Annotated in this window: 25 protein-coding genes; 11 read left to right on the forward strand and 14 right to left on the reverse strand. The window is 37.5% G+C overall.

Annotated elements, in window-relative coordinates:
* Positions 1-49: 49 nt before the first annotated feature.
* On the reverse strand, positions 50-586 hold the full coding sequence (locus ACS125_RS12155) for a fimbrial protein (RefSeq protein WP_443272369.1): 537 nt from the start codon (positions 584-586) through the stop codon (positions 50-52).
* A 444-nt stretch (positions 587-1,030) separates the two neighbouring features.
* Between ACS125_RS12155 and ACS125_RS12160 the strand changes: the two genes are divergently transcribed.
* Complete coding sequence (locus tag ACS125_RS12160) at positions 1,031-1,381, forward strand: hypothetical protein (protein ID WP_151962664.1); 351 nt, start codon at positions 1,031-1,033, stop codon at positions 1,379-1,381.
* A gap of 63 nt (positions 1,382-1,444) precedes the next feature.
* The gene (locus tag ACS125_RS12165; protein WP_151962665.1) at positions 1,445-1,657 is read left to right on the forward strand and encodes a hypothetical protein; all 213 of its coding nucleotides are present in this window, start codon (positions 1,445-1,447) and stop codon (positions 1,655-1,657) included.
* 47 nt (positions 1,658-1,704) lie between these two features.
* Here ACS125_RS12165 and bioB read toward each other — a convergent pair whose 3' ends face one another.
* Together bioB and queG are read right to left on the reverse strand one after the other, a co-directional pair.
* Complete coding sequence (gene bioB / locus ACS125_RS12170; protein ID WP_004792815.1) at positions 1,705-2,694, reverse strand: biotin synthase BioB; 990 nt, start codon at positions 2,692-2,694, stop codon at positions 1,705-1,707.
* An 87-nt stretch (positions 2,695-2,781) separates the two neighbouring features.
* Positions 2,782-3,882: a tRNA epoxyqueuosine(34) reductase QueG gene (gene queG, locus ACS125_RS12175; RefSeq protein WP_443273967.1), complete on the reverse strand. Its 1,101-nt coding sequence runs from the start codon at positions 3,880-3,882 to the stop codon at positions 2,782-2,784.
* Positions 3,883-3,908: 26 nt separating this feature from the next.
* On the opposite strand from queG, the gene ACS125_RS12180 reads away from it, so the two are divergent.
* Entirely contained in the window at positions 3,909-5,366 is a 1,458-nt protein-coding gene (locus tag ACS125_RS12180; RefSeq protein ID WP_443272372.1) for an NAD(P)H-hydrate dehydratase, read from the forward strand.
* Positions 5,367-5,372: 6 nt separating this feature from the next.
* Here ACS125_RS12180 and ruvC read toward each other — a convergent pair whose 3' ends face one another.
* Positions 5,373-5,918 (reverse strand): crossover junction endodeoxyribonuclease RuvC, encoded by a 546-nt coding sequence (ruvC, locus tag ACS125_RS12185; protein WP_002121356.1) that lies wholly within the window; start codon positions 5,916-5,918, stop codon positions 5,373-5,375.
* 198 nt (positions 5,919-6,116) lie between these two features.
* On the opposite strand from ruvC, the gene ACS125_RS12190 reads away from it, so the two are divergent.
* The gene (locus ACS125_RS12190; protein ID WP_443272374.1) at positions 6,117-6,710 is read left to right on the forward strand and encodes a helix-turn-helix domain-containing protein; all 594 of its coding nucleotides are present in this window, start codon (positions 6,117-6,119) and stop codon (positions 6,708-6,710) included.
* Positions 6,707-7,252 (forward strand): GNAT family N-acetyltransferase, encoded by a 546-nt coding sequence (locus ACS125_RS12195; protein ID WP_443272376.1) that lies wholly within the window; start codon positions 6,707-6,709, stop codon positions 7,250-7,252. The genes ACS125_RS12190 and ACS125_RS12195 overlap by 4 nt, the downstream gene beginning before the upstream one ends.
* 77 nt (positions 7,253-7,329) lie before the next feature.
* Here the strand turns inward: ACS125_RS12195 and blaOXA are convergent, their stop codons facing one another.
* Positions 7,330-8,151: an OXA-213 family carbapenem-hydrolyzing class D beta-lactamase gene (gene blaOXA, locus ACS125_RS12200; protein WP_224971621.1), complete on the reverse strand. Its 822-nt coding sequence runs from the start codon at positions 8,149-8,151 to the stop codon at positions 7,330-7,332.
* Positions 8,152-8,648: 497 nt separating this feature from the next.
* Between blaOXA and ACS125_RS12205 the strand changes: the two genes are divergently transcribed.
* Positions 8,649-9,212, forward strand: coding sequence for an FxsA family protein (locus ACS125_RS12205; protein WP_111853744.1), 564 nt, complete (start codon positions 8,649-8,651; stop codon positions 9,210-9,212).
* A gap of 65 nt (positions 9,213-9,277) precedes the next feature.
* On the opposite strand, the gene ACS125_RS12210 is transcribed toward ACS125_RS12205, so the two are convergent.
* Entirely contained in the window at positions 9,278-9,472 is a 195-nt protein-coding gene (locus ACS125_RS12210; protein WP_049836500.1) for a hypothetical protein, read from the reverse strand.
* A 257-nt stretch (positions 9,473-9,729) separates the two neighbouring features.
* Here ACS125_RS12210 and ACS125_RS12215 point away from each other — a divergent pair, with 257 nt between their 5' ends.
* Positions 9,730-9,978 carry a hypothetical protein gene (locus ACS125_RS12215; protein ID WP_016138343.1) on the forward strand — a complete coding sequence of 83 codons (249 nt, stop codon included), beginning with the start codon at positions 9,730-9,732 and terminating at the stop codon, positions 9,976-9,978.
* Between the two features lie 125 nt (positions 9,979-10,103).
* Here ACS125_RS12215 and metK read toward each other — a convergent pair whose 3' ends face one another.
* Entirely contained in the window at positions 10,104-11,270 is a 1,167-nt protein-coding gene (gene metK, locus ACS125_RS12220) for a methionine adenosyltransferase (protein ID WP_004792802.1), read from the reverse strand.
* Positions 11,271-11,809: 539 nt separating this feature from the next.
* Between metK and tkt the strand changes: the two genes are divergently transcribed.
* Entirely contained in the window at positions 11,810-13,798 is a 1,989-nt protein-coding gene (gene tkt / locus ACS125_RS12225) for a transketolase (RefSeq protein ID WP_004792800.1), read from the forward strand.
* A 58-nt stretch (positions 13,799-13,856) separates the two neighbouring features.
* Here tkt and ACS125_RS12230 read toward each other — a convergent pair whose 3' ends face one another.
* Entirely contained in the window at positions 13,857-14,264 is a 408-nt protein-coding gene (locus tag ACS125_RS12230) for an OsmC family protein (protein ID WP_151962671.1), read from the reverse strand.
* A gap of 216 nt (positions 14,265-14,480) precedes the next feature.
* Here ACS125_RS12230 and ACS125_RS12235 point away from each other — a divergent pair, with 216 nt between their 5' ends.
* Positions 14,481-15,071: a YceI family protein gene (locus tag ACS125_RS12235; protein ID WP_151747975.1), complete on the forward strand. Its 591-nt coding sequence runs from the start codon at positions 14,481-14,483 to the stop codon at positions 15,069-15,071.
* Positions 15,072-15,115: 44 nt separating this feature from the next.
* Here ACS125_RS12235 and ACS125_RS12240 read toward each other — a convergent pair whose 3' ends face one another.
* A complete protein-coding gene (locus ACS125_RS12240) occupies positions 15,116-15,706 on the reverse strand; it encodes a lecithin retinol acyltransferase family protein (RefSeq protein ID WP_443272381.1) in 591 nt (196 codons plus the stop codon).
* A 191-nt stretch (positions 15,707-15,897) separates the two neighbouring features.
* On the opposite strand from ACS125_RS12240, the gene ACS125_RS12245 reads away from it, so the two are divergent.
* Entirely contained in the window at positions 15,898-16,644 is a 747-nt protein-coding gene (locus ACS125_RS12245) for a phosphodiester glycosidase family protein (RefSeq protein ID WP_443272383.1), read from the forward strand.
* 35 nt (positions 16,645-16,679) lie between these two features.
* Here the strand turns inward: ACS125_RS12245 and ACS125_RS12250 are convergent, their stop codons facing one another.
* The 4 genes from ACS125_RS12250 to putA form a co-directional block, all read right to left on the reverse strand.
* A complete protein-coding gene (locus tag ACS125_RS12250; protein ID WP_003651412.1) occupies positions 16,680-16,910 on the reverse strand; it encodes a hypothetical protein in 231 nt (76 codons plus the stop codon).
* Positions 16,911-17,158: 248 nt separating this feature from the next.
* Positions 17,159-18,244 (reverse strand): tRNA (uridine(54)-C5)-methyltransferase TrmA, encoded by a 1,086-nt coding sequence (gene trmA / locus ACS125_RS12255; RefSeq protein ID WP_312822419.1) that lies wholly within the window; start codon positions 18,242-18,244, stop codon positions 17,159-17,161.
* 106 nt (positions 18,245-18,350) lie between these two features.
* Positions 18,351-18,824 carry a GrpB family protein gene (locus ACS125_RS12260; RefSeq protein WP_312822417.1) on the reverse strand — a complete coding sequence of 158 codons (474 nt, stop codon included), beginning with the start codon at positions 18,822-18,824 and terminating at the stop codon, positions 18,351-18,353.
* Between the two features lie 105 nt (positions 18,825-18,929).
* Complete coding sequence (gene putA, locus ACS125_RS12265; protein WP_443272388.1) at positions 18,930-22,682, reverse strand: trifunctional transcriptional regulator/proline dehydrogenase/L-glutamate gamma-semialdehyde dehydrogenase; 3,753 nt, start codon at positions 22,680-22,682, stop codon at positions 18,930-18,932.
* Positions 22,683-22,806: 124 nt separating this feature from the next.
* Here putA and ACS125_RS12270 point away from each other — a divergent pair, with 124 nt between their 5' ends.
* The gene (locus ACS125_RS12270; RefSeq protein ID WP_004792785.1) at positions 22,807-23,295 is read left to right on the forward strand and encodes an Lrp/AsnC ligand binding domain-containing protein; all 489 of its coding nucleotides are present in this window, start codon (positions 22,807-22,809) and stop codon (positions 23,293-23,295) included.
* A gap of 33 nt (positions 23,296-23,328) precedes the next feature.
* Here the strand turns inward: ACS125_RS12270 and putP are convergent, their stop codons facing one another.
* Positions 23,329-24,819 carry a sodium/proline symporter PutP gene (gene putP / locus ACS125_RS12275; RefSeq protein ID WP_004792784.1) on the reverse strand — a complete coding sequence of 497 codons (1,491 nt, stop codon included), beginning with the start codon at positions 24,817-24,819 and terminating at the stop codon, positions 23,329-23,331.
* Positions 24,820-25,004 lie beyond the last annotated feature (185 nt).

Genomic DNA, 25,004 nt, shown 5'->3' on the forward strand with positions numbered 1-25,004 from the left:
ATAGATAGGAGATAGCTTCTATTTAGAAATAGAAGCTTCAGTTTTAATTTTATTGATAAATAATTGTGTATTTTACTTGCGACGTTACCGTACCAGCAGTAGAAGCACCTGTAGCATAATATTCAGCATAATAGTTAAGGTCAGCATCACCTCCTGCTGAAACATTTACCCATTGCGAATTGGTCTGCGTGCTATTTGTGCTTGTAGCAAGTACAGGAATTACAGCGTTATTACTGCCTAGCAACTGGATATTCACGTTTGTTGCCGCACCCGAGGTTGCTTGGTTTAATAAACGACCAGTATTAAAGTCAACGGTAGCGCCTGGCTCAAAATAAGTGGCTACTTTACCAGCAGAAGTACAGTTCGTTAAATTAATTTGAAATGGAGTACGGCCAGCCACATCGCCTGCATTTTTTAAAGTTTGAGCTGAAACTGTAGGTAAATTAATTGTTAGATTTTTATCTCCAGTATCAATAGTACAAGTATTATCCATAACAAGACCATTAATAGTAATTGTGCCATCTGCAGCTTGTGCATTTGTTATATTTAAGAGAGAAACCGCCGCTATAAAAATAAACTTTTTCATAAAATCCCCAGAATAGTCTTTTAAAATAAAATCCATTACTTTTCAGCAAGTTTATTCTGCTTAAGTAAGGCGAAGGAAATATATCACTTTTCAACCAAAAAACAAGAAAAACATTATATTTATATATATTTTGATCAATTTTTTTATAAAGAAATATATTTGAAATATATTTTTTATCAATTGGTAAAATACTTTGTGATTCATTTTTAAAATAGAATTAAAAAACTTGTAATATTTAAGTATTTGTATTTTATTAAATTAATCTAACATTAAAATATTTTTGACTAAAAAAGTGTGTTTTATTTGTTTAAGTATATGTTTTTTAATAATAAAATTATTTTTTAATTTATCTTGTGAATAAATTTATTTTTTAAGAATTTTTTAAGATTCAATTCCTACTGTTTTAGTTGTAATTCAATAAAAGATAATCTGGAGTTCCGTTCCATGAATACTATGAAGTATAGCTATAAACCAAATTACTTTTTCTTTGCTCATAAACTAGTTTTGTTTTTAAAGGATTATCTGATTAAGCACCCAACGGAGCAGCAGACAACGTTTAACCTACAAACGATTTATGACATCTTTAGTCATGATCTTGCTTCAAGTACAACTAATCTTGAGGGTATCTTAAATATTGCAGATGAATACGTCTTTGAAACAGAAGATGGGTTACTTCCATTGATTAGTAAGCACTCTGTTAATCTCAAGAATCATGTACTTTCTTTGGAATTTTCACCGCAAGCTTTAACAAGCTTATTGTCAGGCCGTTCTTTAGTGAATCCTAAAGCAGCTTAGATTTTCTTTTAAGGTAGAGTGAACTCATATAAAATTCATAAAATTTATTTTTAAGAGTTATTTATGAGTAAAGACTTTAAGGCCTTAACTTATATTGCGGATGATCAGATAGCAGATACAGTGACTTGGCTCTTACACCATCAAGATGTTTTTGATTCTTTTAATTTTGATGTATTGAGCCAAGAGCTGTCTGTAACACATGCAGCAGGAAAAGACATTATTCGAGTAGGGACATTTCTTAATGCCACTTACGGAATTTTAGTTACTTCTGTTTAAATTAAAAAGCCCTGAAAATCAGGGCTTTTTAATTTTACTGCACTCAGTTATGCACTCATTGCATTTACTGATAAGTCAGCAACTGTAGGTTTTGGTTTTTCTGCGGTTAAGCCTAGTTTATTAAACAATGCTTGGTCTTTACCTTCACCTGCATTTGGTGTGGTGAGTAATTTATCACCAGAGAATAATGAGTTTGCACCCGCCATAAATGCTAATGCTTGATCTGAATCACTTAATGACTCACGACCAGCAGATAAACGAATATAGCTATGCGGCATAATAATGCGTGCAACGGCAATAGTGCGGATCCACTCAATTACATCAAGCTTTTCAACATCTGCTAAAGGTGTTCCTTCAATTGGAACAAGCATGTTAATTGGTACTGATTCTGGATGAATTGGCAAGGTAGCTAGTTCATGCAATAAACCAACACGGTCATCACGGCTTTCACCTAAACCTACAATACCGCCACTACAAACTTTCATACCAGCTTGGCGAACATAATCTAGGGTATTTAAACGATCATCAAAAGTACGTGTACTAATGATGTGAGAGTAGTACTCACGAGATGTATCTAGGTTGTGATTGTAATAATCTAAACCAGCAACTTGTAGACGTTCTGCTTGAGATTGGTTAAGCATGCCTAAAGTCATGCATGTTTCTAAACCTAACGCTTTTACTTCACGTACCATTTCTAAAACATAAGGCATATCGCGCTCATGTGGGTTACGCCAAGCAGCACCCATACAAAAACGAGACGAACCTGAATCTTTTGCAGCTTTTGCTTCGCTAATCACTTTTTCTACAGCGATACGTTTTTCTGCTTCTAATTTTGATTCGTAATGTGCGGATTGTGAGCAGTATTTGCAATCTTCAGGACACTTACCCGTTTTAATAGATAAAAGGGTACTGACCTGAATCGAATTGGCAGTGAAGTGCTCACGATGTACTTGCTGAGCCTTGAAAACTAAATCCAAAAAAGGTTGTTCATATAAAGCTTGGATTTCTTCACGATTCCAATCATTACGTAGAGTCATTGTCATATCCATGATGATGGCATTAATTCACTACACATAATCATACAGAATTCGTATTAAAGCTATAGGGCAAAAAACATCATTTTTTTAATTTGATAGCTGAAGTTGATTAAGTTGCTGTTCAATTGCCCAATCAATATGCACATTGACGATTTCGTCATGTAAATTTTTGCCTTTGTGTAGCTGATCTACAATTTCTTTTGAATAAGGAGCATTTCCTAATCCGATAGCAATATTACGTTTAAATGATTGATAACCTGTCCGGCGGATAGGGCTACCTTCTGTATTGGCTAAAAAATTGGCTTCATCCCACTGCCAAATATCCAGTAGACTAATATTGTCTAATCCATTTCTAGGATTGAAATCGCTAATGGACGCAGTTTTGGCAAAACTATTCCATGGGCAAATTAATTGGCAGTCGTCACAACCAAAAATTCGATTACCAATTCCTGAACGTAATTCTTCAGCAATAATTCCTTTGTATTCGATAGTTAAATAAGCAATGCAACGCCTTGCATCTAGCATATAAGGCTCGACAATCGCTTGCGTTGGGCAAATATCAATACAAGCGCTACAAGAACCACAATGTGCTGTTGCAGGTTCGTCGAAAGGTAAATCGAGTGACGTAAATAGCTCGCCTAATACAAAAAAAGAACCCGACTTTTTATGAATGAGTAAAGTATGCTTACCTGTCCAACCCATTCCTGCACTTTCAGCTAATGATTTCTCAAAAATAGGAGCCGAATCTGCAAAAGGGCGAGATTCAAAATCGCCGACTTTTTCGCGAATTCGTGTTGCTAAAGTTTTCAATCGGCCACGCATGACTTTATGGTAATCACGGCCACGTGCATAACGGGCGATAATCGCAGAATTTGGTTCGAAAGGTACATATCGAGGTTTGGGAGATTCCACAAGATAGTTCATACGAACGCAAATAATACTTTTTGTGCCAGGAACTAATAATGTAGGGTCGGCGCGTTTTTCTAGATTTTCTTCTAAATAGGTCATGTCTGCATGATAACCACGTTCTAGATATTCTAAAAAACGTGGCATTTGCTCTTGAGCATCTGGTTTTGCAATGACACAATCAGCAAAACCCAAGTCTAAGGCTTGAGCTTTGATCCATGCTTTTAATTCATGAGGATCAAGTTGTTGTACTGCAATGCGTGATGTGTCGGAAGATGTCATAAACCAAAATGCAAGAGGATAATAATATGCAGGCGGTAGTTTACCATAGCGATGATATTCGAGCATGGGAGCGGCGTTGGTTTGCTGCACAAAACTCCTCATTAGGTTTAATGCAACAAGCAGCTTGGTCAATCGCTCAGCAGTTCATCGAGCTTTTTAAAGATCGTAGCATTAATAATATTGCTGTTTGGTGTGGGAAAGGCAATAACGCAGGTGATGGCTACTTTATAGCAGGTTATCTACAACAAGCTGGATTTCACGTTGAAATATTTGCCGCTCAATTGGGTGAATCAACCGATTTACATTGTGCAGCGCAATTTGCTATAGAAAAGAAAGTTCAAATTCATTCAAATTTTGATATTAAAAGTACATTTGATTGCCATATTGATGCTCTATTTGGCATAGGCTTAAATCGCGAATTAAATATTAATTGGCAACAGGCTATTCAACAATTTAATGAACAATCTGGTTTAAAAATTTCGATTGATATACCGAGTGGCTTACATGCAAATACAGGCTGTGCTTTACCTTTTGCAATACGAGCTGATCATACCTTTACTGTTTTAGGTCTTAAAGCTGGATTATTTACAGGTCAAGGTAAAGAATATGTGGGGCAAGTTCATTTAGTTAATTTAATTCCAATAGATGAAGAGCTGAAACCTTTAGCTTATTTGACACCGACAAGTATTAAGCTTCCTAAACGTTTGGCTTTTGGTCATAAAGGCAGCTATGGTCATGTCTTAGTGGTTGGTGGACATGAGCAAATGGGTGGTGCTGTCATTATGGCTGCTGAAGCTGCTTTTCATGCAGGTGCAGGTAAAGTTACAGTGATTTGTCATCGCAACCATCATCAAGCTATTTTATCGCGGGCACCTAATATTATGCTCCGTGATATTAATGCTTTAGATGAAGAAAATATTAGAGAGATTTTATCTCAAGTTGATGCAGTATGTTTTGGAATGGGTCTAGGCCGTGACGATTGGGCACAGCAAATTTATCAGCAATGGTTTAATTTGTTAAATCAGACTACACACCTAGAAACTGTTTTAGATGCAGATGCTTTATGGTTTCTTGCCAAGCAGCCTGAAAAATTGGGTGAACATGTTTATGCGACGCCGCATCCGGGAGAAGCTGCTACCTTACTTGGTTCTTCTACAGCGCAAATTGAGAATGATCGAATTGCTGCAATTTATGCCTTGCAACATAAATATGGGGGTCAGTGGGTACTTAAAGGTGCGGGTAGCTTAATTTTAGAGGATAACTTGTATATTTGTACCGAAGGTAATGCCGGTATGGGAACTGGTGGAATGGGTGATGTATTAGCTGGAATGATTACAAGTCTAAAAGCTCAGTTCCATAAGGCAATTGCATTACATGAGATTGTTACCCTTCATGCTCAAGCAGCTGATGAACTTGCAAAACAAGGTATGCGTGGTTTACAGGCTTATCAAATGAATGAAGCAATTACTCAAGTAGTGAACTAAAAAGTTTTAACGTCTACGACTGCTAGAGCGGCTTCGTCCACGCGCCATACCACCTAAGGCATTAAGAACAGAAAGTTTACTCATACTTCCCGATGCATGAGCATGGCAAATAGCGGCAGCAAGAGCATCGGCTGCATCGGATTGAGGTTTAATCGTCAAGTTAAGTAACCGCATGACCATCATTTGTACTTGTTCTTTGTCTGCTGCACCATACCCTACGACAGACTGTTTAATTTGACGGGCAGTATATTCTGCAACTTGTAAATCTAAATTAACTAATGCGGCTATGGCAGCACCACGAGCTTGTCCCAGTTTTAAAGCAGAGTCTGGGTTTTGAGCCATAAAGACCTGCTCAACCGCAGCTTCAGTGGGACCATGAAATTTCACAATGCGTTCAACGCCAGCAAAAATACGTTTTAAGCGTTCAGGCATTTCTTGAGTTTCTGTTCGGATTGTACCGGCATCAACAAAACGCAGTTTGCTACCATCTTTTTCAATGATTCCATAACCTGTTAAGCGTGAACCCGGGTCAATACCAATAATCAATGCCATGTGAAGACTTATATAAATAGTTCAGTAGGTATTGTTACATAGCCAAAACGGTTATGCATGAGTAATTTAAAGAATGCTGTGATGAATGGTTATTTTTCGGTTTTTATTAAACCAATTTATATTTTCTAAAATCATTTGATGTAATTCTATTTTAATGGAATAATTATCTATAATTTTGGAATTAAAGTCTGTCGGCAGATGGAAGATATAAATATACGCATTGCGCAGCAAGTACGTGAATTGCGTCTAGCCCGTGGATATACCTTAGATGTTCTTGCAACTCGATGTCAGGTAAGTCGTTCTGCAATTTCGTTAATTGAACGAGGTGAGGCGAGTCCTACAGCTGTTGTCCTTGAAAAGCTGGCAAATGGTTTAGGTGTGCCTTTGACTCAGCTATTTGATATTCCACAAAACAATCAATCACCTCAACCTATGGTTCGGCGTACTCAACAATCAGAATGGAAAGATCCTGAAACAGGTTATATTCGCCGTCAGGTTTCACCGCCAAATTGGAAATCTCCATTTCAAATCGTTGAAATCGAATTCCCGCCTCAGTCACGAATTACGTATGAAATTAGTGAAACCTCCAAGGTGGTACAACAGCAACTCTGGGTGGTTGAAGGTGAAATTGATATTCAATTAGGTGATTCTTCTTATGCTTTAAGCACAGGGGATTGCTTGGCAATGCAACTCAACCAGCCCGTCATATACAGCAATAATTCATCTCAAGTCGCTCGCTATATTTTAGTCGTCTCTAATCAACTTATTTCTGCCGTTAAGGAATCTTTATGACCTATTCCCTCAATTCTAATTTTCGTTTAATTGATTGTAATGAAGCAGAATATTCTGGGGCTATATTAGAGATTCTGAATGAGGCAATCATCAATTCTACCGCTCTATATGACTATTTACCGCGCTCTCAAGAATCGATGAAAAACTGGTTTTCAGTTAAACGAGAAAATGGTTTTCCAGTGATTGGTATTATTGATGAAACAAACAAGTTATTAGGTTTTGCAAGCTGGGGGACTTTCAGGGCTTTTCCTGCCTATAAATATACTGTTGAACATAGTATTTATATTCATCATGAGCATCGTGGTTGTGGGCTAAGCAAATTTTTAATGCAAGAGTTGATTAAGCGTGCTCAAGAGGCTGAGCTACATGTATTGATAGGCTGTATTGATGCGACCAATCAGGCAAGCATTGGTTTACATGAAAAAATGGGCTTTATCCATGCAGGTACTTTTAAACAAGTCGGGTTTAAGTTTGGACAATGGTTGGATGCTGCTTTTTATCAGTTAAATTTAAATACGCCGCAGCAGCCAGTTGATGGGTAAATCATAAAGCTCAAATCTCAAGTTTAAGAAAATAGCCCAGTTTATGATGAAATAAAAACAGGGCTATAGAGCCTAAATTATAAAACACCGAGTTGTTCTAATCCTTTATAAGCAATTTCTTTTCGAATAGAACTAGGAATTCCTTTTTTCATTTCTAAATTGAGTGAGAACGCTACAATTTCTCCTTGTGGTTGAACGACCCAGCCGGTTAACCAGCCAACTTGTGGTTCAACATCCCATCCCCAACCACTTTTAGCATAAATTTTACGTCCATTTTTTTCTTCTATAAACACCATTGATTGGACTTGTTCTTGTACATTTTTACTAAATGGAAGAGTTTTATTAGCTAATTCATAAGCAAATTGGGTTTCTTGTTCAGGTGTAATTTTAAGTGGGCCGACAAGCCAAAAATTATCTACTTTTGAACCAATGTCCGCATTACCGAAACCAATACGTTTTACCTCTTTAGACATAAGATCAAGTCCAATTCTTCGCGCTAGTTCTTGATAAACTGGAATAGCAGAAGCTTTCATTGCATCGCCTAGAGTCATGTCCTTTTCCCAATCAGGAAACAAACGCTTTTGCCCGTCCCATTTAAATACTTCTGTTGTCGTTGCTTTATGGTGTTCAAGTCCAATTAAAGCATTTAGCATTTTAAATGTAGAGGCGGGAACATATTCTGTTGATGCTCTTTTAAGATCATTGCCATAAATTTCTTCGGTCTGCCCACGCTTAATCACTAAAACTCCCGTGGTGTGTGCCTGATCAAACAGAGATTTAATTTCTTGTGAATTTTTATTGGCGGAAATAGAGTGTATTTGGTGTTGTTTTACCGTGTTAGAAGTGCAGGCAGATAAAAATAGAGTAGCTGTTGCAACGACAAGGACTTTTTTATACATAGTTCTGACTAAGTCTAATTTGTGAAGTGTTATTAATTAATTTAACTTGTATAGAACTGACTTTAGATAGGTAAAATGTAAGCTATTTAGCGAGATCTACATGTCGGTAGTATTTTAAGTTCTCCAAGGGTACAACGGAAATAAAGGAATACTCATAAATTTGCTAGGTAAATAAGACCTTCTTTGACTAAATACGTTCATTTTCGAAGAACTTTTCGCTCAAATAAAGTAAAAAATTTAAAATCTGATTGAAGTGGCACTTGATAAACCTGATACAGCACTCATTAATAAGAAAGCATGTTTGTTTTTATCGAGTTAAAATCAAATGTACTCCAGTATTGCAGACTCTTATTGATCCGATGGTATTGTTAATTTTTTAGAAATTAGACAAAACAATCAAAGTTAAGAGAAATGCTTAATCCTTATGTGAAACTTAGATAGGGTTAGGTCAAATAAAACTGCAATGAATTTTCTTTTTGAGATAGATAAAGTTTTACATGAATTTACTTCTTATTGTAGTTCTGGGCGCGATTGTTGAAATTGCCGTATGGATTGGCGTAGCACAGTTCATCAGTGGATGGTACGTGTTCTTTTGGTTCATTATTGCTTTCTTTATTGGTTTGGGGCTTATTCGCAGAAGTACTGCTGGTATTATGCCTCAATTACAGCAAATGCAGATGACAGGCCAGCTAGGTAGTGACCCAACTGTAACTAAAAAACTTGCTTACGCTTTTGCAGGTTTCTTATTAATGTTGCCAGGTCTTGTATCTGATGTTTTGGCGGTTTTAATTTTGATTCCTGGTGTTCAAACCGCATTCCGTAACATAGCGATGAGAACTCTTGCAAAACGCCAACAAGCCATGATGAATAAAATGATGGGTGGTATGGGCGGTAATGCTTCAGGACAAAATCCATTTGCTGATTTAATGCGCCAAATGCAAGATATGCAGAATCAGCAAGGTGGTGGTCAAGGCCAATACCATGATTCAAACGTCATTGATGGCGAAGCGAGAGATGTTACGCCAAACCACAAAAAAATTGAGCATAAAAATAAAGATTAATAAGTAATTATGTTATGAAAAAGCTTAAACCTCATGGGTTTAAGCTTTTTTTATTTTTAAAATTATTATTGATTCTGAGAAACCGAAGTAGATGAATCACTATCGTCTATTTCTAATTTAGTTTCTTCTTGTGGTTTCGGCTGTGGTTGATATTTATTTGAAGGTAAAGCGGTTTGCTTGTTTTCAGATTGTTGATAACCTCGACTTCGGTTTGCTCTTTCGCGAAAGCCACCTTTATTAATCAGCTGTGTATGAGACATGCATTTGCCTAAAATGTGAGATTATTCGCTTATTTTAGCAAATTTGGCAAAATATCAAAATAAGAAAAATAGTGCCAAAAAATAATATTTAACTTATCTTTTTGTATTTTAATAATATTTTTTAATTGACTCAATTGTTCATTCAGATTGAATTATCTTTTCATTTCACATAGGATAAATATAAAGGATGTATAAATTAAAAATGCAGCAAACCTATTAAAAAAACAACGGTTGAAATGAGGGAAGGAGGGTTACCTATGCTATATCAATACCATTGTGCGTGTTGCGACAAAGTTGTGGCATCAACTGATAAATCATGTCCATATTGTGGTTCGCAACATATTCGAAGCCCATATGGTTTGTGGATGTTTTGTGTGATGGCTTGTCTAGCGGTTGTCGTTGTATTTAAAGTTGTCCATATTTATGTCCAGAACCATCAAGATACTCCGATGCAGTCAACATTACTTGATGTATTAAATCAGGATGATAAAACCACAAGACAATAAATTTTGATCAGAGCTACAAATGATATGGCATCAAGGATGGTTGCTAGAAGAGTAAACCCTACATATTATGAAATTTGAACTGTAAAAAAAGCCCGCTCATTGGCGGGCTTTTTTATGACTTTATATTAGAGGCCAGCAGCATCTTTAAGAGCTTCAACTTTATCAGTTTTTTCCCATGTAAATGCAGTATCTGATCCTTCGCGACCAAAGTGGCCATAAGCCGCAGTTTGTTTATACATTGGCTGAATAAGATCCAGCATACGAGTAATACCAAACGGTCTTAAATCGAAATGATCACGTACAAGTTGAATAATCAACTCATCAGAAACTTTTGCTGTACCAAAGGTGTTAATTGAAATTGAAGTAGGCTCAGCTACACCAATTGCATAACTCACCTGAATTTCGCATTTGTCAGCAAGACCAGCTGCTACAATATTTTTTGCAACATAACGGCCTGCATATGCAGCAGAACGGTCAACTTTAGATGGATCTTTACCAGAGAAAGCACCACCGCCGTGACGAGCCATACCACCGTATGTATCAACAATAATTTTACGACCTGTTAAACCACAGTCACCTACAGGGCCGCCAATAACGAACATACCGGTTGGGTTAATATGGAATTTAGTCGCAGCGTGGAACATTTCCGCAGGAATGATCGGCTTGATAATTTCTTCAATAACAGCTTCTTTAAGCTGGCTTTGAGTAATTTCAGGATCATGTTGAGTTGACAAAACAACTGCATCTAGACGTACAGGCTTGCCATTTTCATATGCAAAAGTAACTTGGCTTTTTGCATCTGGGCGTAACCATGGAAGTGTGCCTGAGCGACGAAGTTCAGCCTGACGTTCCATTAAACGGTGAGCATAAGAAATCGGAGCAGGCATTAAAACATCTGTTTCACGGCTTGCATAACCGAACATTAAACCTTGGTCACCGGCACCTTGATCTTCAGGTTTTTGACGGTCTACACCTTGAGCAATCTCTGGTGATTGTTTACCAATCATATTGATTACAGCACATGTTGATCCATCAAAGCCAAGATCAGAGTGGTGGTATCCAATACCGTTAACAGTATTACGAACAACAGCTTCAACATCAATATTAGCAGTCGTTGTTACTTCACCAGCAAGTACAACAGCGCCTGTTTTTACCAGTGTTTCACATGCAACACGTGCGTATGGGTCTTCTTTTAAGATTGCATCCAAAATAGCGTCGCTAATTTGGTCGGCCATTTTATCGGGATGACCTTCGCTTACAGATTCCGAGGTAAAAACAGCGTACTCGCGCATGAAAGTCCTATCTTGGTTATTTCAAAAGACATAATATGTTACATCGACTTGAGCTTAAGGACCAGTTCATACTGACCAAAAAGCATGAATTTGTTTCATTTATACTGTGTTTTAATTGATAAGTGTATTAGTAAAATTGATATAAAGAATGTTTATTTAAAGTATTGGTATTTTAATAACTACTTATTAGAGTACTTTTTAGACATATGAATTAACAAAAAGATTATGTCTTACAAGTAGGATTTTAAAGAAAAGAAACATGATCGACCTAGATAGAGATATTCAAAATATTTTATCTATATATCAAAGTCTAATAGAACGGTCTGTTTGTATAGGGAGGCATTATTTAAAAAAATGAGCACTGTTTTGTATAGCTTAAAGGTCCAAATGATTTTTGTGTAACCAAGAAACGGTTAAAAATAAAGAAATATACTATGTTGGGGTTTACCCTCAGCCTTTTTTTTAAGACAATATAGCCGCATTGAATTGTTATTCATCTTCTTCTTTTCATCAATCTATTAAAATTGGATTCTGATCTTATGACGACCCCTTTAAACGAACGTCGTATTGCAAATGCAATTCGTGTATTGGCAATGGATGCTGTGCAACAGGCAAACTCAGGGCATCCTGGTGCTCCAATGGGGATGGCAGATATTGCTGACGTCGTCTGGCGCGAGTTTTTAAATCACAACCCAACTAACCCACAATGGGCAAACCGCGACCGTTTCGTTTTATCAAACGGCCATGGTTCAATGTTGCAATACGCTTTGCTTCATTTAACAGGTTATGATCTTTCAATTGAAGATTTAAAACAGTTCCGTCAATTACATTCAAAAACTCCTGGTCACCCTGAATATGGTTATGCACCAGGTATCGAAACTACGACTGGCCCTTTAGGCCAAGGTATTGCTAATGCAGTTGGTTTTGCATTGGCAGAAAAGACTTTAGCTGCTCAGTTCAATAAAGATGATTTAAAAGTAGTTGATCACTTTACTTATTGTTTCTTAGGCGATGGCTGTTTAATGGAAGGTATTTCTCACGAAGTATGTTCTTTAGCAGGTACTTTACAGCTTGGTAAATTGATTGCTTATTATGATGACAATGGCATTTCAATTGATGGTGAAGTAGAAGGTTGGTTCAGCGATGATACAGAAGAGCGTTTTAAAGCCTATGGTTGGCAAGTTCTTCGTGTAGATGGGCATGATGCTGATGCGATTCGTCAAGCAACAATCGAAGCAAAAGCTGAAACTCAAAAACCAACAATCATTATGTGTAAAACGATTATTGGTTTAGGTTCACCAAATAAACAAGGTAAAGAAGACTGTCATGGTGCGCCATTAGGTAAAGATGAGATTACTTTAACTCGTGAAGCATTAGGCTGGAAAGAAGAAGCATTCGTTATTCCTGCTGATGTATATGCTGCATGGGATGCGAAAGCAAAAGGTACTGAATCTGAAGCAGCTTGGGATGCGGTATTTGCACAATATCAAGCAAAATATCCAACTGAAGCAGCTGAGTTACTTCGTCGTATTAGCGGTGATTTACCAGCTGAATTTGCAGCACAAGCAGATGCTTTCATTCGTGAAACAAATGCGAAAGGCGAAACCATCGCAACACGTAAAGCGAGCCAAAACACATTACAAGCATTTGGTCCTTTATTGCCTGAATTATTAGGTGGTTCTGCTGACTTAGCTGGTTCTAACTTAACGCTTTGGAAAGGTTGCCAAGGTATTCAAGAAAACCCAGCTGGTAACTACGTATATTATGGCGTACGTGAGTTCGGTATGACTGCAATTGCGAATGGCGTTGCATTGCATGGCGGTTTTGTTCCTTACGTTGCAACATTCTTAATGTTTATGGAATATGCGCGTAATGCAGTACGTATGTCTGCATTGATGAAACAACGTGTAATTCATGTTTATACACATGACTCAATTGGTTTAGGTGAAGATGGTCCAACTCACCAACCAATCGAACAAATTGCTTCTTTACGTGGTACACCGAACCTAAATACATGGCGTCCTGCTGATACTGTAGAAACTGCTACTGCGTGGAAATCTGCTCTAGAGCGTAAAGATGGCCCTACAGCACTTATTTTCTCTCGTCAAAACTTACCATTCCAAGCACGTTCTGAAGAACAAATTCAAAATGTTGCAAAGGGTGGTTATGTTCTTGCTCAAGAAAAAGGCGAATTGAAAGCAATCATTATTGCAACTGGTTCTGAAATTTCTTTAGCAATGGAAGCTTATGCTCAACTTGATGGTGTGCGTGTAGTTTCTATGCCATGTGCAGAAGAGTTTATGAAACAAGACGCTGCATATCGTGAAGCTGTATTACCAGCTCATATCCGTGCACGTGTTGCAGTTGAAGCTGCTCATGTTGACTACTGGTGGAAGTTTGTTGGTCTTGATGGCAAAGTAATTGGTATGACAACTTATGGTGAGTCTGCACCAGCAAAAGACTTGTTCCAATTCTTTGGTATTACAACTGAAGCTGTTGTTACGGCAGTAAAAGAATTAACTGCTTAAATATTAAAGTAGTGTAAAAAAAGCGCTCCTCATGGAGCGCTTTTTTTATATTTGAAGATTAAATGCTAAGTTCGGTTTGAATATTAATTTGAGACGTCAGTAATTTATGAATAGGGCAGTTTTCAGCAACTTTTAATAAGCGCTTGTGTTGATCTTCCGTGAATTCACCTTTGAGTGTGATTTTGCGTTCAATATTATTTTGGCCTTTTTCAGGCTCACCATTTGGGTTTAATGATAAGTCCACTTGAACATGATCAATCTTAATACCTTTAAGATTCGCATACATCTCTAATGTGATGGTAGTGCAAGCACCTAAAGCAGACAGTAAGATTTGAACTGGGTTTGGTGCAGTATCTTGCCCACCTTTATCGGTAGGTTCATCAGCAAACCATTGGTGACCTGAAGGATCGGTAAGAGTTACTCGATATGGAGTAGAAGTACTTTGTGCTTGAGCAGTGTTAGTCATGTTTTACCTTATTATTAATCAAAAATCGAAGTAAAAACGAATTAATTTAAGAGTCCAGACACGGTACGATAGTACCTATACTTTATAATATTGTTTTTAAATAATAACTGTAACGCTTTTATTGTTGCATGGATGAAACATATCGTTTTATAAAGAATAGTGAATTAAATTACTTGATGTATACACTAACGACTATATCAATAAAGGATACGAAAAATGCATCTTAAAACATTAAGCTTCGGTTTAGCAGTAGCATTGGCTAGTTCAGTTACTTTAGCTGCTCCAGTTGACTACAAAATTGATCCAACACATACAGCTACTGTTTTCTCGTGGAATCACTTTGGTTTCTCTACTCCAAGCGCTAACTTCTCAGATATCCAAGGTGTAATTAAAGTTGATAATGCTAAACCAGCAAACTCATCTGTTAATGTAACTATTCCTTTAAGCAGCGTAAATACAAACGTTCCTGCTTTAGATAAAGAGTTCCAAGAAGAAGCTTGGTTTAATGCAGCTAAATATCCAAATATTACTTTTAAAAGTACTAAAGTTGAAACCAAAGACAAAAAGCACTTTAAAATTACTGGTGACTTAACTGTTAAAGGTGTAACTAAACCTGTTGTACTTGATGCTGTTTTAAACAAGCAAGGCGAACACCCAATGGCAAAAGTTCCAGCGATTGGTTTCAATGCTACAACTTCATTCAAACGCTCTGACTTTGGTCTAGGTAACTACGTTCCAAATGTAGGCGATAAGATCACTGTAAATATTACCACTGAAGCAACTGCTGCTAGTGCAGCTAAAAAATAAGTTTTAAGTTTTCTAAAAAGCCCTCAAATATAAGGGCTTTTTTATTAAATTGGTTCTTTTTTATCGGGATCTATAAATATTAAAGGGACTGAAGGATCAATATTCCTTTTTTCAGATTTTTCTCTGAGGAATTGGTAAGTAGGAACCTTCATTTTTGCTTGATCACGCAATTTCTTCTTAATATAAAGAACAAGAGCAAAACATGTGGTTGCGACAGTAAGCATCATACCATTCATATAGCTCATGATTGAACTTACATAACCGATGGTCGTTAATCGGTGCATCATACGTTCAACTTGGGTACTACTTTCAATTCCGGTAATTGCCCAACTGCATAAGTGTTCGCAGTTATTAATAATGAGATGATAGTGGTTTTCATGCATACGTGAACGCATGCGGCGCACGATAGCTTTGCCTTTATAGCGCGGCTTGTCATAAGAGCGAACGTGTATTTTTTTGCCATGCGAGAATGCATCTATTGAAGTGATTTCAATTGGGCGTTTTTTGATGAAATGCGCTAAGCCAGAATAATGGATAACTCGACCTCTCCCCGCATATATACCATGATGGCTATAGCCGAGATGCTTTACGATGAGATGAGCCCCTAGAGGGTAGCGCTTATTCGATTGTTGCATGCTTACGCTGATCCAATAAAGTGTAAATGGCTTTTATTGAAAGCTGCCAACATTATAACCAATATCAGTCATGTGGAGTGTATTGATTACGTCGAATGAATGAGTTTGGTACATACCTAATCTATTTGTCTTTATTGTATATAATTTAAAGATTTCATATGAAGGAAAAATGTCATGCTTGGGGGCACTAAATGAAATGGTTGATATGGTGCTTAACGATATATGGTCTTTTGATTCAGTCTGTCTATGCCATAGAACATCAGCAACTTAAAACGGCGGAAGGCGATCAATATGATGTGATTGCAATTAGCGATTTAAAACAGTTGCGTTTGTTTCTTAAGAATTCCACTAATCAACGGTATTACAAAAGCTTTAATAATATTCAGAAAAATTTAAAGCAATGTGAGCGTCTTTCTTTTGCAATGAATGCAGGGATGTTTCATCCGGGATTTTCTCCAGTAGGGCTGTATGTTGAACAGGCTAAAGTAATTCAGCCATTAAATGAAAATAAAGGATTGGGAAATTTCTTTTTACAGCCGAATGGTGTGCTAGGTTGGAATAAAAAACAGGCCTTTATTTTAACAACACAGCAATATAGTCGACGCGATTTGAACGTTGAGTATGCGACACAATCTGGCCCGATGTTAGTTATTGATGGGAAGATAAACTCCCTTTTTTTACCAGACTCTCAATCGAATAAAATTCGTAATGGCGTGGGTATTCGAAATAATAAGCTCTACTTTGTAATATCGAAAAATAGCGTGAGTTTCTACAGATTTGCTCAGTTCTTTCAAAGAAATCTTAAGGTAGAGCAGGCTTTATATCTCGATGGTTCTATTTCTAGTTTATATGTTCAAAAAAACAAGCGTAATGATCAATTATTTGAAATGGGGCCAATAGTTGGTTCGGTTGAACAGACAGATTGCCAAATAAAGTGAAATATAAAAAAGCCAGTACAAGACTGGCTTTTTTATTAGTGAATAGATGGTTTTTGAGTGAGTTCATTTAACTCTTTTCGGCTATAACCACGGGAAATAAGAACTTTTTTTATTCCCTTAATGACATCTTCATCTGTTGCTAGTGCAAGAGCACTTAGAAGTTGTTCATTTGTTTTACATGAGCAGTCATTTTCAACACAAGCAGTTTGGTTTTTATGCTCGTTATGCTGTTGATCTGCTAAGAACAGCTTTTGCCAAAAACTCATAGAGCCTTCATATACAACTTAACATAGATCGAAATATAGCCAGTTTAAAATAAAATACAAGTCTCTATAAGTGATAAAATCACCAATTGAACTCAAGAATTTTCGATAGGAATGCTTGAGTTAAACGAAATTATGACGAATAGATGACTTGATATTTTTTGAAAATTTAAATACTTAACTAATAAAGTGTTAAAAAATAAGGAGGTACAAAACCTCCTTATTTAAAACTTTACAATGAAAGATTTTGTTTAAATCTTCTCAAGTAATACACCTGACTCAACATGATGCGTATAAGGGAATTGATCGAACAATGCAAACTTAGTAATACGGTGAGTTAAACCTAATATTTTTAAGTTCTCATACAATGTATCCGGGTTGCATGAAATGTAAATAATACGTTCAAAACCTTGTAATAATTTCAAAGTTTCATCATCAATCCCTGCACGTGGGGGATCAACAAATACGGTATCAAAATCATAACTCTGAATATCAATATTCGCTTCTTGCAGACGGCGGAACTCACGCTCACCTTGATAAGCTTGAGTAAATTCTTCAGCTGAAAGACGGGCTACTTGAATATTATCAATCTGATTTTGTTCGATGTTCCATTGAGCAGCATAAACAGAGGATTTTGCAAGTTCTGTTGCCAAAACGCGTTCAAACTTTAAAGAAAGCGGAAGAGTAAAGTTACCGTTACCACAGTAAAGCTCTAATAAGTGTTTTTTCGATCCTTCCGCCGCATCGCATGCCCATTGCAGCATTTTTTTGCAAACCTGTGCATTTGGCTGAGTAAAGCTACTTTCAATTTGTTTGTATTTAAATGAACGGTTTAAAAGTTCAAATTCTTCAACGACGAAATCATCGCCAATAATAATTTTCTGGCCACGACTGCGGCCCATAATTTTAATGTCTAACTTCTCAGCAAGTGCTTTAGCTGCCTGTTCCCATTCTTGATCTAATTTACGGTGATAAATTAAGGTAACTAACATTTCTCCGCTAAGTGTAGCGAGGAAATCAGCTTCGAATATACGGCTAGAAAGCTTGGGTTCCGCTTTGAGTTCTTCCAAAAGCTTTGGCATTAAATCATTAATGCTTTGGTCTGCAATCGGAAATTCATCAATGCGTACAACAGTTTTTTGCTTGTCATCATCGTTACGTTCAAACATGGCATAGAACATGTCATTTTCTGTATGCCAGATACGAAACTCAGCACGCATACGGAAATGTTGTTCAGGTGACTCAAACACTTCTAATGTAGGTGGAGTAAATTCAGAAAATTGGGCAGTAATGCGGTCAATTTTAGTTTGAAGTTGTTGATGATAAGAAGAGGTCATAGACAAAGAAAATTTAGACAGAATCAAATAGTGAATGGTATCAAAAAAAACGGGGTTACAGGAGCCAATTTTAGCTAGATATCAATAAGCAAGACTAACGTTAAAATTAAGGATGTTTCAAAATGCGATTAATAAAATCTGCTTTTATTGTTCTATATTGGTCATGGTCTAAATAGCTACACTCTAATTTTAACTGGTTATATTCGTTGACTAGAGCTGGAGAATCCATAAGTTTATTTCTAAATGTTAAGAAAAATGTGAATACTGAATCCGTTACTACAATTTGAAATGCCACATCATCGTTGTTGAGTGATTCGAGCATACAAAGCTCATCTGTTCTTAGTGTATTTTGCTTCTCCATAAAATTAAGTGCTTTTAACTGCGCTATGGCGAATTCAAATTGATCAGGTTTAACTTCAACGTAAATATCTAGATCACCTTTTGAAATTGCATTAGGTATTGCAGATGAACCAATGTGTTCAATTTTGGCAAAGGGTAGAAGTGTAGAAATATCTTTTTTATACGAATTAAAAAGTTGAACGCATCTTTGTTGATATTGTTCTGGTTCTAAAAAGACCATTATGAAAATCTCGATTTGATAAAATTTATATATTTAAGAATAGATTACTTTATTAAATAAAAAAGCCCAAATACTGAGATTTGGGCTTTTTTAGAAAATTATCGATTAATCAGTCATTGTCATTAAGCTTGCGTTACCACCAGCTGCAGCTGTATTCACACTAATTGCACGTTCAATCACTAAACGTTCAAGTGGAATAGTTTCATTCGGCTCAACGTGTGTAATACCCACAATTGCACCAGAACGTTTAGCAACTTCTTGCTGTAATGAGAAGATTTCTTCACGGTTACCATGATGTAAAACTGCATCAAAATCATCTGATGTGATGTTTTTAACCGTAGTAATTGCTGCAAGCACATCTTTTGGCAAAGTTTGTTTGTATTTTGCCAATAATGGACTATTTGGCATTACTGCTGCTTGGCTACCCACTGCAAAAATTGCGAGCAACTGATGCAATTGATTTTGTTCAGTGTCTGCAATTGAAAGAACACGATGACGCGGTAAAATAATATATTGGTTACTTTCCCCAGTAGGGCCTTGTAACTCATAGAATTTACCAACACCAAATGGTTCGATATCACGATTAGCTTGCGGTAAATGCTGTTTCGTCCAATTTTGTAAGCTCTGATAAACCTCACGGTTAAAGCCTTCAAAAGCAGTTTGTTCAGTCTTCATGGCAAATGGTGTTGCCAATACTTTGTTTGAACAATGTTGCATTAAGCGATACATGTAAAGCGGACCGCCAGCTTTTGGACCTGTACCAGATAGGCCTTCACCTCCGAATGGTTGAACACCAACAACAGCACCAACAATATTACGGTTGATATAAAGGTTACCCACTTCAGCATGTTGAATGACTGTTTGGATGGTTTCATCAATACGGGTATGTAGACCCATTGTTAACCCATAACCTTTGGCATTAATTCGTGAAATGAGTTGTTCAAGCTCACCATACTTATAGGTAATGATGTGTAAAACTGGACCAAAAACTTCGCGTTGTAAGTCATCAAGATTAGGAAGTTCAATTGCTGTAGGTACAACAAAAGTCCCTTTATCTAATTTATTCTGGCTTGTTGCGCCGAACATCAACTGATGTACTGGGTAGCCTTTAGACTTCATTTTTTGAATGTGTTGGTCAATCGTTTGTTTTGCTTCGTCATCAATAACAGGACCAATGTCAGTTTTTAAAATTGCAGGGTTACCTACGATCAACTGTTGCATTGCACCTTTAAGCATTTTAATAACGGTTGCAGCACTGTCTTCTTGTACACATAAAATACGTAAAGCAGAGCAACGCTGACCCGCGCTATCAAAAGCAGAACTAACAACATCAAGCACAACTTGTTCAGTTAAAGCTGAGGAGTCCACAATCATGGCGTTTTGACCGCCAGTCTCTGCAATGAGAGGGATAGATTGCCCATTATCAGATAAGCGTTTCGCAACGGTCTTCTGCAAAATTTTTGCAACTTCAGTCGAACCTGTAAACATGATGCCATCGATACGGCTATCTTGGCTAAGCTGAGCACCGACTGTCTCACCGCGGCCAGGAAGTAGCTGTACAGCACCATGTGGAATACCAGCTTCCCATAAAATCTGAACTGCTTGAGCTGCGATTAATGGTGTTTGTTCAGCCGGTTTAGCAATAACACAGTTACCACTTACTAATGCGGCAGCAATTTGGCCAGAGAAAATCGCAAGAGGGAAGTTCCATGGGCTAATACAAAGTACCGTACCTAGTGGCTGAATAGCTGTATTTGCAGGAAGATTCTCAACTTGAGTTGCGTAGTAACGTAGGAAATCTACAGCTTCACGAACTTCTGCAATGGCATTGGCATAAGTTTTCCCGCTTTCACGGCAAAGTAAAACCATCAATTCTTGAATGCGACTTTCCATTAGGTCAGCTGCACGTTTTAAGTGTTGAGCACGCTGTTCTTTAGGCGTATTTGACCATTCTGATTGAGCTTGTTCAGCTGCAGTAAGAGCGATTTCGACATGCTTAAGATCAGCTTCTTGTACATAACCAACAATTTCATCATTTTGTGCTGGGTTTGTAATTGCAACAGAATGACCTTGCTCTAATGAATCGTTATTTGCCAATAATGGATGGCTTTGCCAAACACGATTACGCAATTCTTGAGCTGTGCTGTCTAGAGCTGCAAGTGGAGCATCATTTGCTAAATCATAGCCTTTAGAGTTTTTACGAAGTGTTCCGTACGTATCTAAAGGTAAAGGAATAGATGGATGTTTTAAACCAACTGAACCTTCAAGCTTAGCAGCATGACGAATGTCGTAAATTGGAGACTGGATAAGATCTTCAACTTTAAGTGTTTTGTCTGCAATACGGTTAACGAATGAAGTATTCGCGCCATTTTCAAGTAAACGACGAACTAAATAAGCTAATAACGTTTCATGGTTACCAACAGGAGCATAAATACGGCATGGCACGCCTAATTTATTTTGTTCACGTGGACCAACAACTTGTTCATAAAGCGGTTCGCCCATGCCATGTAAGCATTGGAACTCATATTGACCAGCATAATATTTGTTTGGATCAGCTAAATGATAGATTGTTGCCAATGTTTGAGCATTGTGAGTTGCAAATTGCGGATAGATAAATTCTGGCGCAGCAAGCAATTTTTTAGCACAAGCGATATAAGATAAATCGGTATGTACTTTACGCGTGAAGACAGGGTAATCGTCCATACCTTCGATTTGTGCTTTCTTAATTTCGCTATCCCAATACGCACCTTTCACAAGACGGATCATGAGGCGTTTTTGGCTGCGTTTAGCAAGGTCAATAATATAATCAACCACGAAGAAACAGCGTTTTTGATAAGCTTGAATAACGAAACCGATGCCTTTCCAGTTTGCAAGTTCTGGCTCGAAGCAAAGACGTTCAAGTAATTCAAGCGAAATTTCTAAGCGTTCTGATTCTTCTGCATCAATATTTAAACCAATATTGTAATTTTTAGCCAAAAGAGCGAGTTCAAATACTTTGCCGTAAAGCTCTTGATGAACACGTTCAATTTGCGCGCGTTGATAGCGAGGGTGTAAAGCAGAAAGCTTGATTGAAATACCTGGGCCATCATAAACGCCTTTACCATTAGATGCTTTACCAATTGCATGAATAGCTTGCGTATAATCGTTAAAGTAACGTTCAGCATCATGTTCGGTTAAGGCTGCTTCACCCAACATATCGTAAGAATAACGGAACCCTTTGTCTTCGAGTACTTTCGCATGGTCTACAGCTTCTTCAATGGTTTCACCAGTCACAAACTGCTCACCCATCATACGCATTGCGACGTCAACAGCTTTACGAATAATGCCACGACCACTACGTGCTAAGAGGCCAGTAAGTACACTTGAAAGACTGGTTTGCTTTGGAGTTTCCATAAGCTTACCAGTTAACATGAGGCCCCATGCAGCAGCATTTACAAACATTAAGCTGCTTTGGCCAACATGTTCTTTCCAGTTACCCTGATTGATCTTGTCTCGAATAAGCAAATCACGTGTTGCTGAATCTGGAATACGAAGCAAAGCTTCAGCAAGACACATGAGTGCCACGCCTTCTTGTGAAGAAAGAGAAAATTCTTGTAATAACCCTTGAACAATACCTGCTTTACCCGAAGAGGTCTTACGTTCACGTAAATTATTAGCAAGATTAAAAGCAAGATCATAAATTTTATGATCTAAATCATCAGATACCGCAGCAGCTTGTAAAAGCTCTTCTACAGCTTCTGGTTCAGCACGTCGCCAAGCTGTATTGATGCGTTGTTCAAACTCACTTTTATCGTTGAATTCGGTGATATAGCCTTGGTGAGATTTATCCATTTGATGAAAAGTATCCATTGTGTTCATATCTGTTTCCGCCAACCAGCTCTCGTAAACTCATCTTGAGTAGAGAGGTTTAGATAATTTATCATTACAGAAGAAACACCGAATAACTCACTATATTTAACCAATTTTTTAGAGGAAAATTCAGATGAATGGCCCAATATTAAGCCTTGACCGCACTGATTTAAAAATTTTGGATATTCTTCAAACAGATGGGCGAATTTCTAATAGTAAATTGGCCGAACTTGTGAATTTATCTCCAACAGCTGTGATGGCCCGAGTTCAGAAATTAACGAAAGATGAATTCATCTTAGGATATGAAGCTAAATTAAATCCAGTTAAGTTAAATGCTAATTTTCTGGTGTTTGTTGAGGTATTACTGGATAAAACGACACCTAACGTTTTAGATGAATTTATTGATGCTGTGGTGCACTATCCGGAAATTGTTGAATGCCATATGGTGAGTGGTGGCTTTGATTTTCTAATTAAATTACGCAGTGGCAGTATGGAGGAATTTAGACGCATTGCTGGGCAGGTGTTGTGGCAATTGCCGGGAGTCAAAGAGACTCGTAGTTATCCAGTCATGCAAGTGGTAAAAGACACTTCTAAAATTAAAATTAAAACCAAGAATAAATAAAGGGGCCGAAGCCCCTTTATTTATTTCAATAACTTATACACTTTCTTTGTAGAGTTCATCTGCTTTTTCAAAACGCCCAGTTACCGTAGTATTTGGCGCTTTAGTTAAAAGACTAACAACAATGATGCTAATAAATGCAAGGATAAAGCCTGGAATAATTTCGTAAACACCTGTGCTTGCGAAAAGATTTTTCCAGCCAATTACTACAACTGCACCAACGATCATACCAGCTAAAGCACCTTGTAAATTCATACGTTTCCAGAACAATGACAAGATGATAAGCGGACCAAACGCTGCACCGAAGCCAGCCCATGCATAAGCAACAAGACCAAGAACCTTACTATCAGGGTTCCCTGCAAGAAAAATTGCAAGAAGAGCAATGGCAAGAACCATGAGACGACCAACCCATACGAGTTCTTTTTGAGATGCATTTTTACGGAGGAAACCTTTGTATAAATCTTCAGTTAAAGCACTTGAACATACCAAAAGTTGACAGCTTAGCGTGCTCATAACGGCAGCTAAAATTGCAGCCAAAATGATACCCACAATCCATGGATTGAATAAAATTTTAGTCAATTCCATGAATACAGTTTCAGGGTTTTTACTCACAACTGCTGCTAATTCAGGGTGTTGTTCAAAATAAGCAATACCGAAGAAACCAGCACCTACAGCACCGATTAAGCATAAAATCATCCACGTCATACCGATGCGACGAGCAGCAGGAATAGATTTTACTGAATCAGCCGCCATGAAACGTACAAGGATGTGGGGTTGACCAAAGTAACCGAGGCCCCATGCCATGGAGGATAAAACTGCTACCACCCCAAAATCTGAGAAGATGTTAAATGCATGTGGACGAGCAGTTTCAATGAGGGTAACAAAATGTGTTGTGTCCCCGATTGCAAGATAAGTCACAATTGGTGTTAACAATAGAGCAAAAATCATCAATCCAGCTTGGAATGTATCAGTCCAGCTAATTGCTAAGAATCCACCAATACAAACATAACTGATGGTTGCAATAGCACTGAGCCAAATGGCTGTGTTGTATGACATGCCGAATAAATTTTCAAATAAACGGGCACCAGCTACCATGCCTGAAGCACAGTAAATAGCGAAGAAAACCAAGATGATAACGGCAGAGAAAATGCGAAGTACTTTTTTCTGATCATCAAAACGGCTTGTAAAATAATCTGGCAAAGTTAATGCATTGTTTTGAATTTCAGTATGAACGCGTAATCGACCAGCAACCAGTAGCCAGTTAAGCCAAGCACCGATAATTAGACCAATTGCAATCCACGCTTCAGATAGACCAGAAAGATAAATCGCTCCTGGTAAACCCATGAGTAGCCAGCCACTCATGTCTGATGCGCCTGCGGATAACGCAGTAACGAAACTGCCTAAACTACGACCACCGAGAATATAATCGGAGAAGTCGCTTGTAGCACGGTAGGCAAATAAGCCAATAAGTACCATTGCTACGATGTACACCATAAACATGATGAGGGTGGGATCAAAATAACTCATGATGGATGTGTGTCCTTATATCCATAATCCGTGATTGTAACCTAATCCAGGTCGCTGTTTTCTTGTACGGCATTCAAGAGGTTGAGATTCAACCACAAAAGATTTTTTTTACTCTGTTATTTTTATATTGTACTTTTGTATCATTGTGTAACTTAAAATAAGTGGTTTTTTAAAGAGAAAAATTA

The sequence above is a fragment of the Acinetobacter sp. PFS20 genome, from assembly GCF_052261015.1.
GTDB lineage: Bacteria > Pseudomonadota > Gammaproteobacteria > Pseudomonadales > Moraxellaceae > Acinetobacter.

Coding starts and splice junctions, on each gene's coding strand:
- ACS125_RS12215 (WP_016138343.1), top strand. CDS start 9,730: ATGCTATATCAATACCATTGTGCGTGTTGCGACAAAGTTGTGGCATCA.
- bioB (WP_004792815.1), bottom strand. CDS start 2,694: ATGACTCTACGTAATGATTGGAATCGTGAAGAAATCCAAGCTTTATAT.
- trmA (WP_312822419.1), bottom strand. CDS start 18,244: ATGACCTCTTCTTATCATCAACAACTTCAAACTAAAATTGACCGCATT.
- ACS125_RS12180 (WP_443272372.1), top strand. CDS start 3,909: ATGCAGGCGGTAGTTTACCATAGCGATGATATTCGAGCATGGGAGCGG.
- metK (WP_004792802.1), bottom strand. CDS start 11,270: ATGCGCGAGTACGCTGTTTTTACCTCGGAATCTGTAAGCGAAGGTCAT.
- ACS125_RS12250 (WP_003651412.1), bottom strand. CDS start 16,910: ATGAGTTTTTGGCAAAAGCTGTTCTTAGCAGATCAACAGCATAACGAG.
- ACS125_RS12195 (WP_443272376.1), top strand. CDS start 6,707: ATGACCTATTCCCTCAATTCTAATTTTCGTTTAATTGATTGTAATGAA.
- ACS125_RS12205 (WP_111853744.1), top strand. CDS start 8,649: ATGAATTTACTTCTTATTGTAGTTCTGGGCGCGATTGTTGAAATTGCC.
- ruvC (WP_002121356.1), bottom strand. CDS start 5,918: ATGGCATTGATTATTGGTATTGACCCGGGTTCACGCTTAACAGGTTAT.
- ACS125_RS12230 (WP_151962671.1), bottom strand. CDS start 14,264: ATGACTAACACTGCTCAAGCACAAAGTACTTCTACTCCATATCGAGTA.
- ACS125_RS12190 (WP_443272374.1), top strand. CDS start 6,117: ATGGAAGATATAAATATACGCATTGCGCAGCAAGTACGTGAATTGCGT.
- ACS125_RS12165 (WP_151962665.1), top strand. CDS start 1,445: ATGAGTAAAGACTTTAAGGCCTTAACTTATATTGCGGATGATCAGATA.
- ACS125_RS12245 (WP_443272383.1), top strand. CDS start 15,898: ATGAAATGGTTGATATGGTGCTTAACGATATATGGTCTTTTGATTCAG.
- queG (WP_443273967.1), bottom strand. CDS start 3,882: ATGACATCTTCCGACACATCACGCATTGCAGTACAACAACTTGATCCT.
- putA (WP_443272388.1), bottom strand. CDS start 22,682: ATGAACACAATGGATACTTTTCATCAAATGGATAAATCTCACCAAGGC.
- putP (WP_004792784.1), bottom strand. CDS start 24,819: ATGAGTTATTTTGATCCCACCCTCATCATGTTTATGGTGTACATCGTA.
- ACS125_RS12235 (WP_151747975.1), top strand. CDS start 14,481: ATGCATCTTAAAACATTAAGCTTCGGTTTAGCAGTAGCATTGGCTAGT.
- tkt (WP_004792800.1), top strand. CDS start 11,810: ATGACGACCCCTTTAAACGAACGTCGTATTGCAAATGCAATTCGTGTA.
- ACS125_RS12270 (WP_004792785.1), top strand. CDS start 22,807: ATGAATGGCCCAATATTAAGCCTTGACCGCACTGATTTAAAAATTTTG.
- ACS125_RS12160 (WP_151962664.1), top strand. CDS start 1,031: ATGAATACTATGAAGTATAGCTATAAACCAAATTACTTTTTCTTTGCT.
- ACS125_RS12240 (WP_443272381.1), bottom strand. CDS start 15,706: ATGCAACAATCGAATAAGCGCTACCCTCTAGGGGCTCATCTCATCGTA.
- blaOXA (WP_224971621.1), bottom strand. CDS start 8,151: ATGTATAAAAAAGTCCTTGTCGTTGCAACAGCTACTCTATTTTTATCT.
- ACS125_RS12155 (WP_443272369.1), bottom strand. CDS start 586: ATGAAAAAGTTTATTTTTATAGCGGCGGTTTCTCTCTTAAATATAACA.
- ACS125_RS12210 (WP_049836500.1), bottom strand. CDS start 9,472: ATGTCTCATACACAGCTGATTAATAAAGGTGGCTTTCGCGAAAGAGCA.
- ACS125_RS12260 (WP_312822417.1), bottom strand. CDS start 18,824: ATGGTCTTTTTAGAACCAGAACAATATCAACAAAGATGCGTTCAACTT.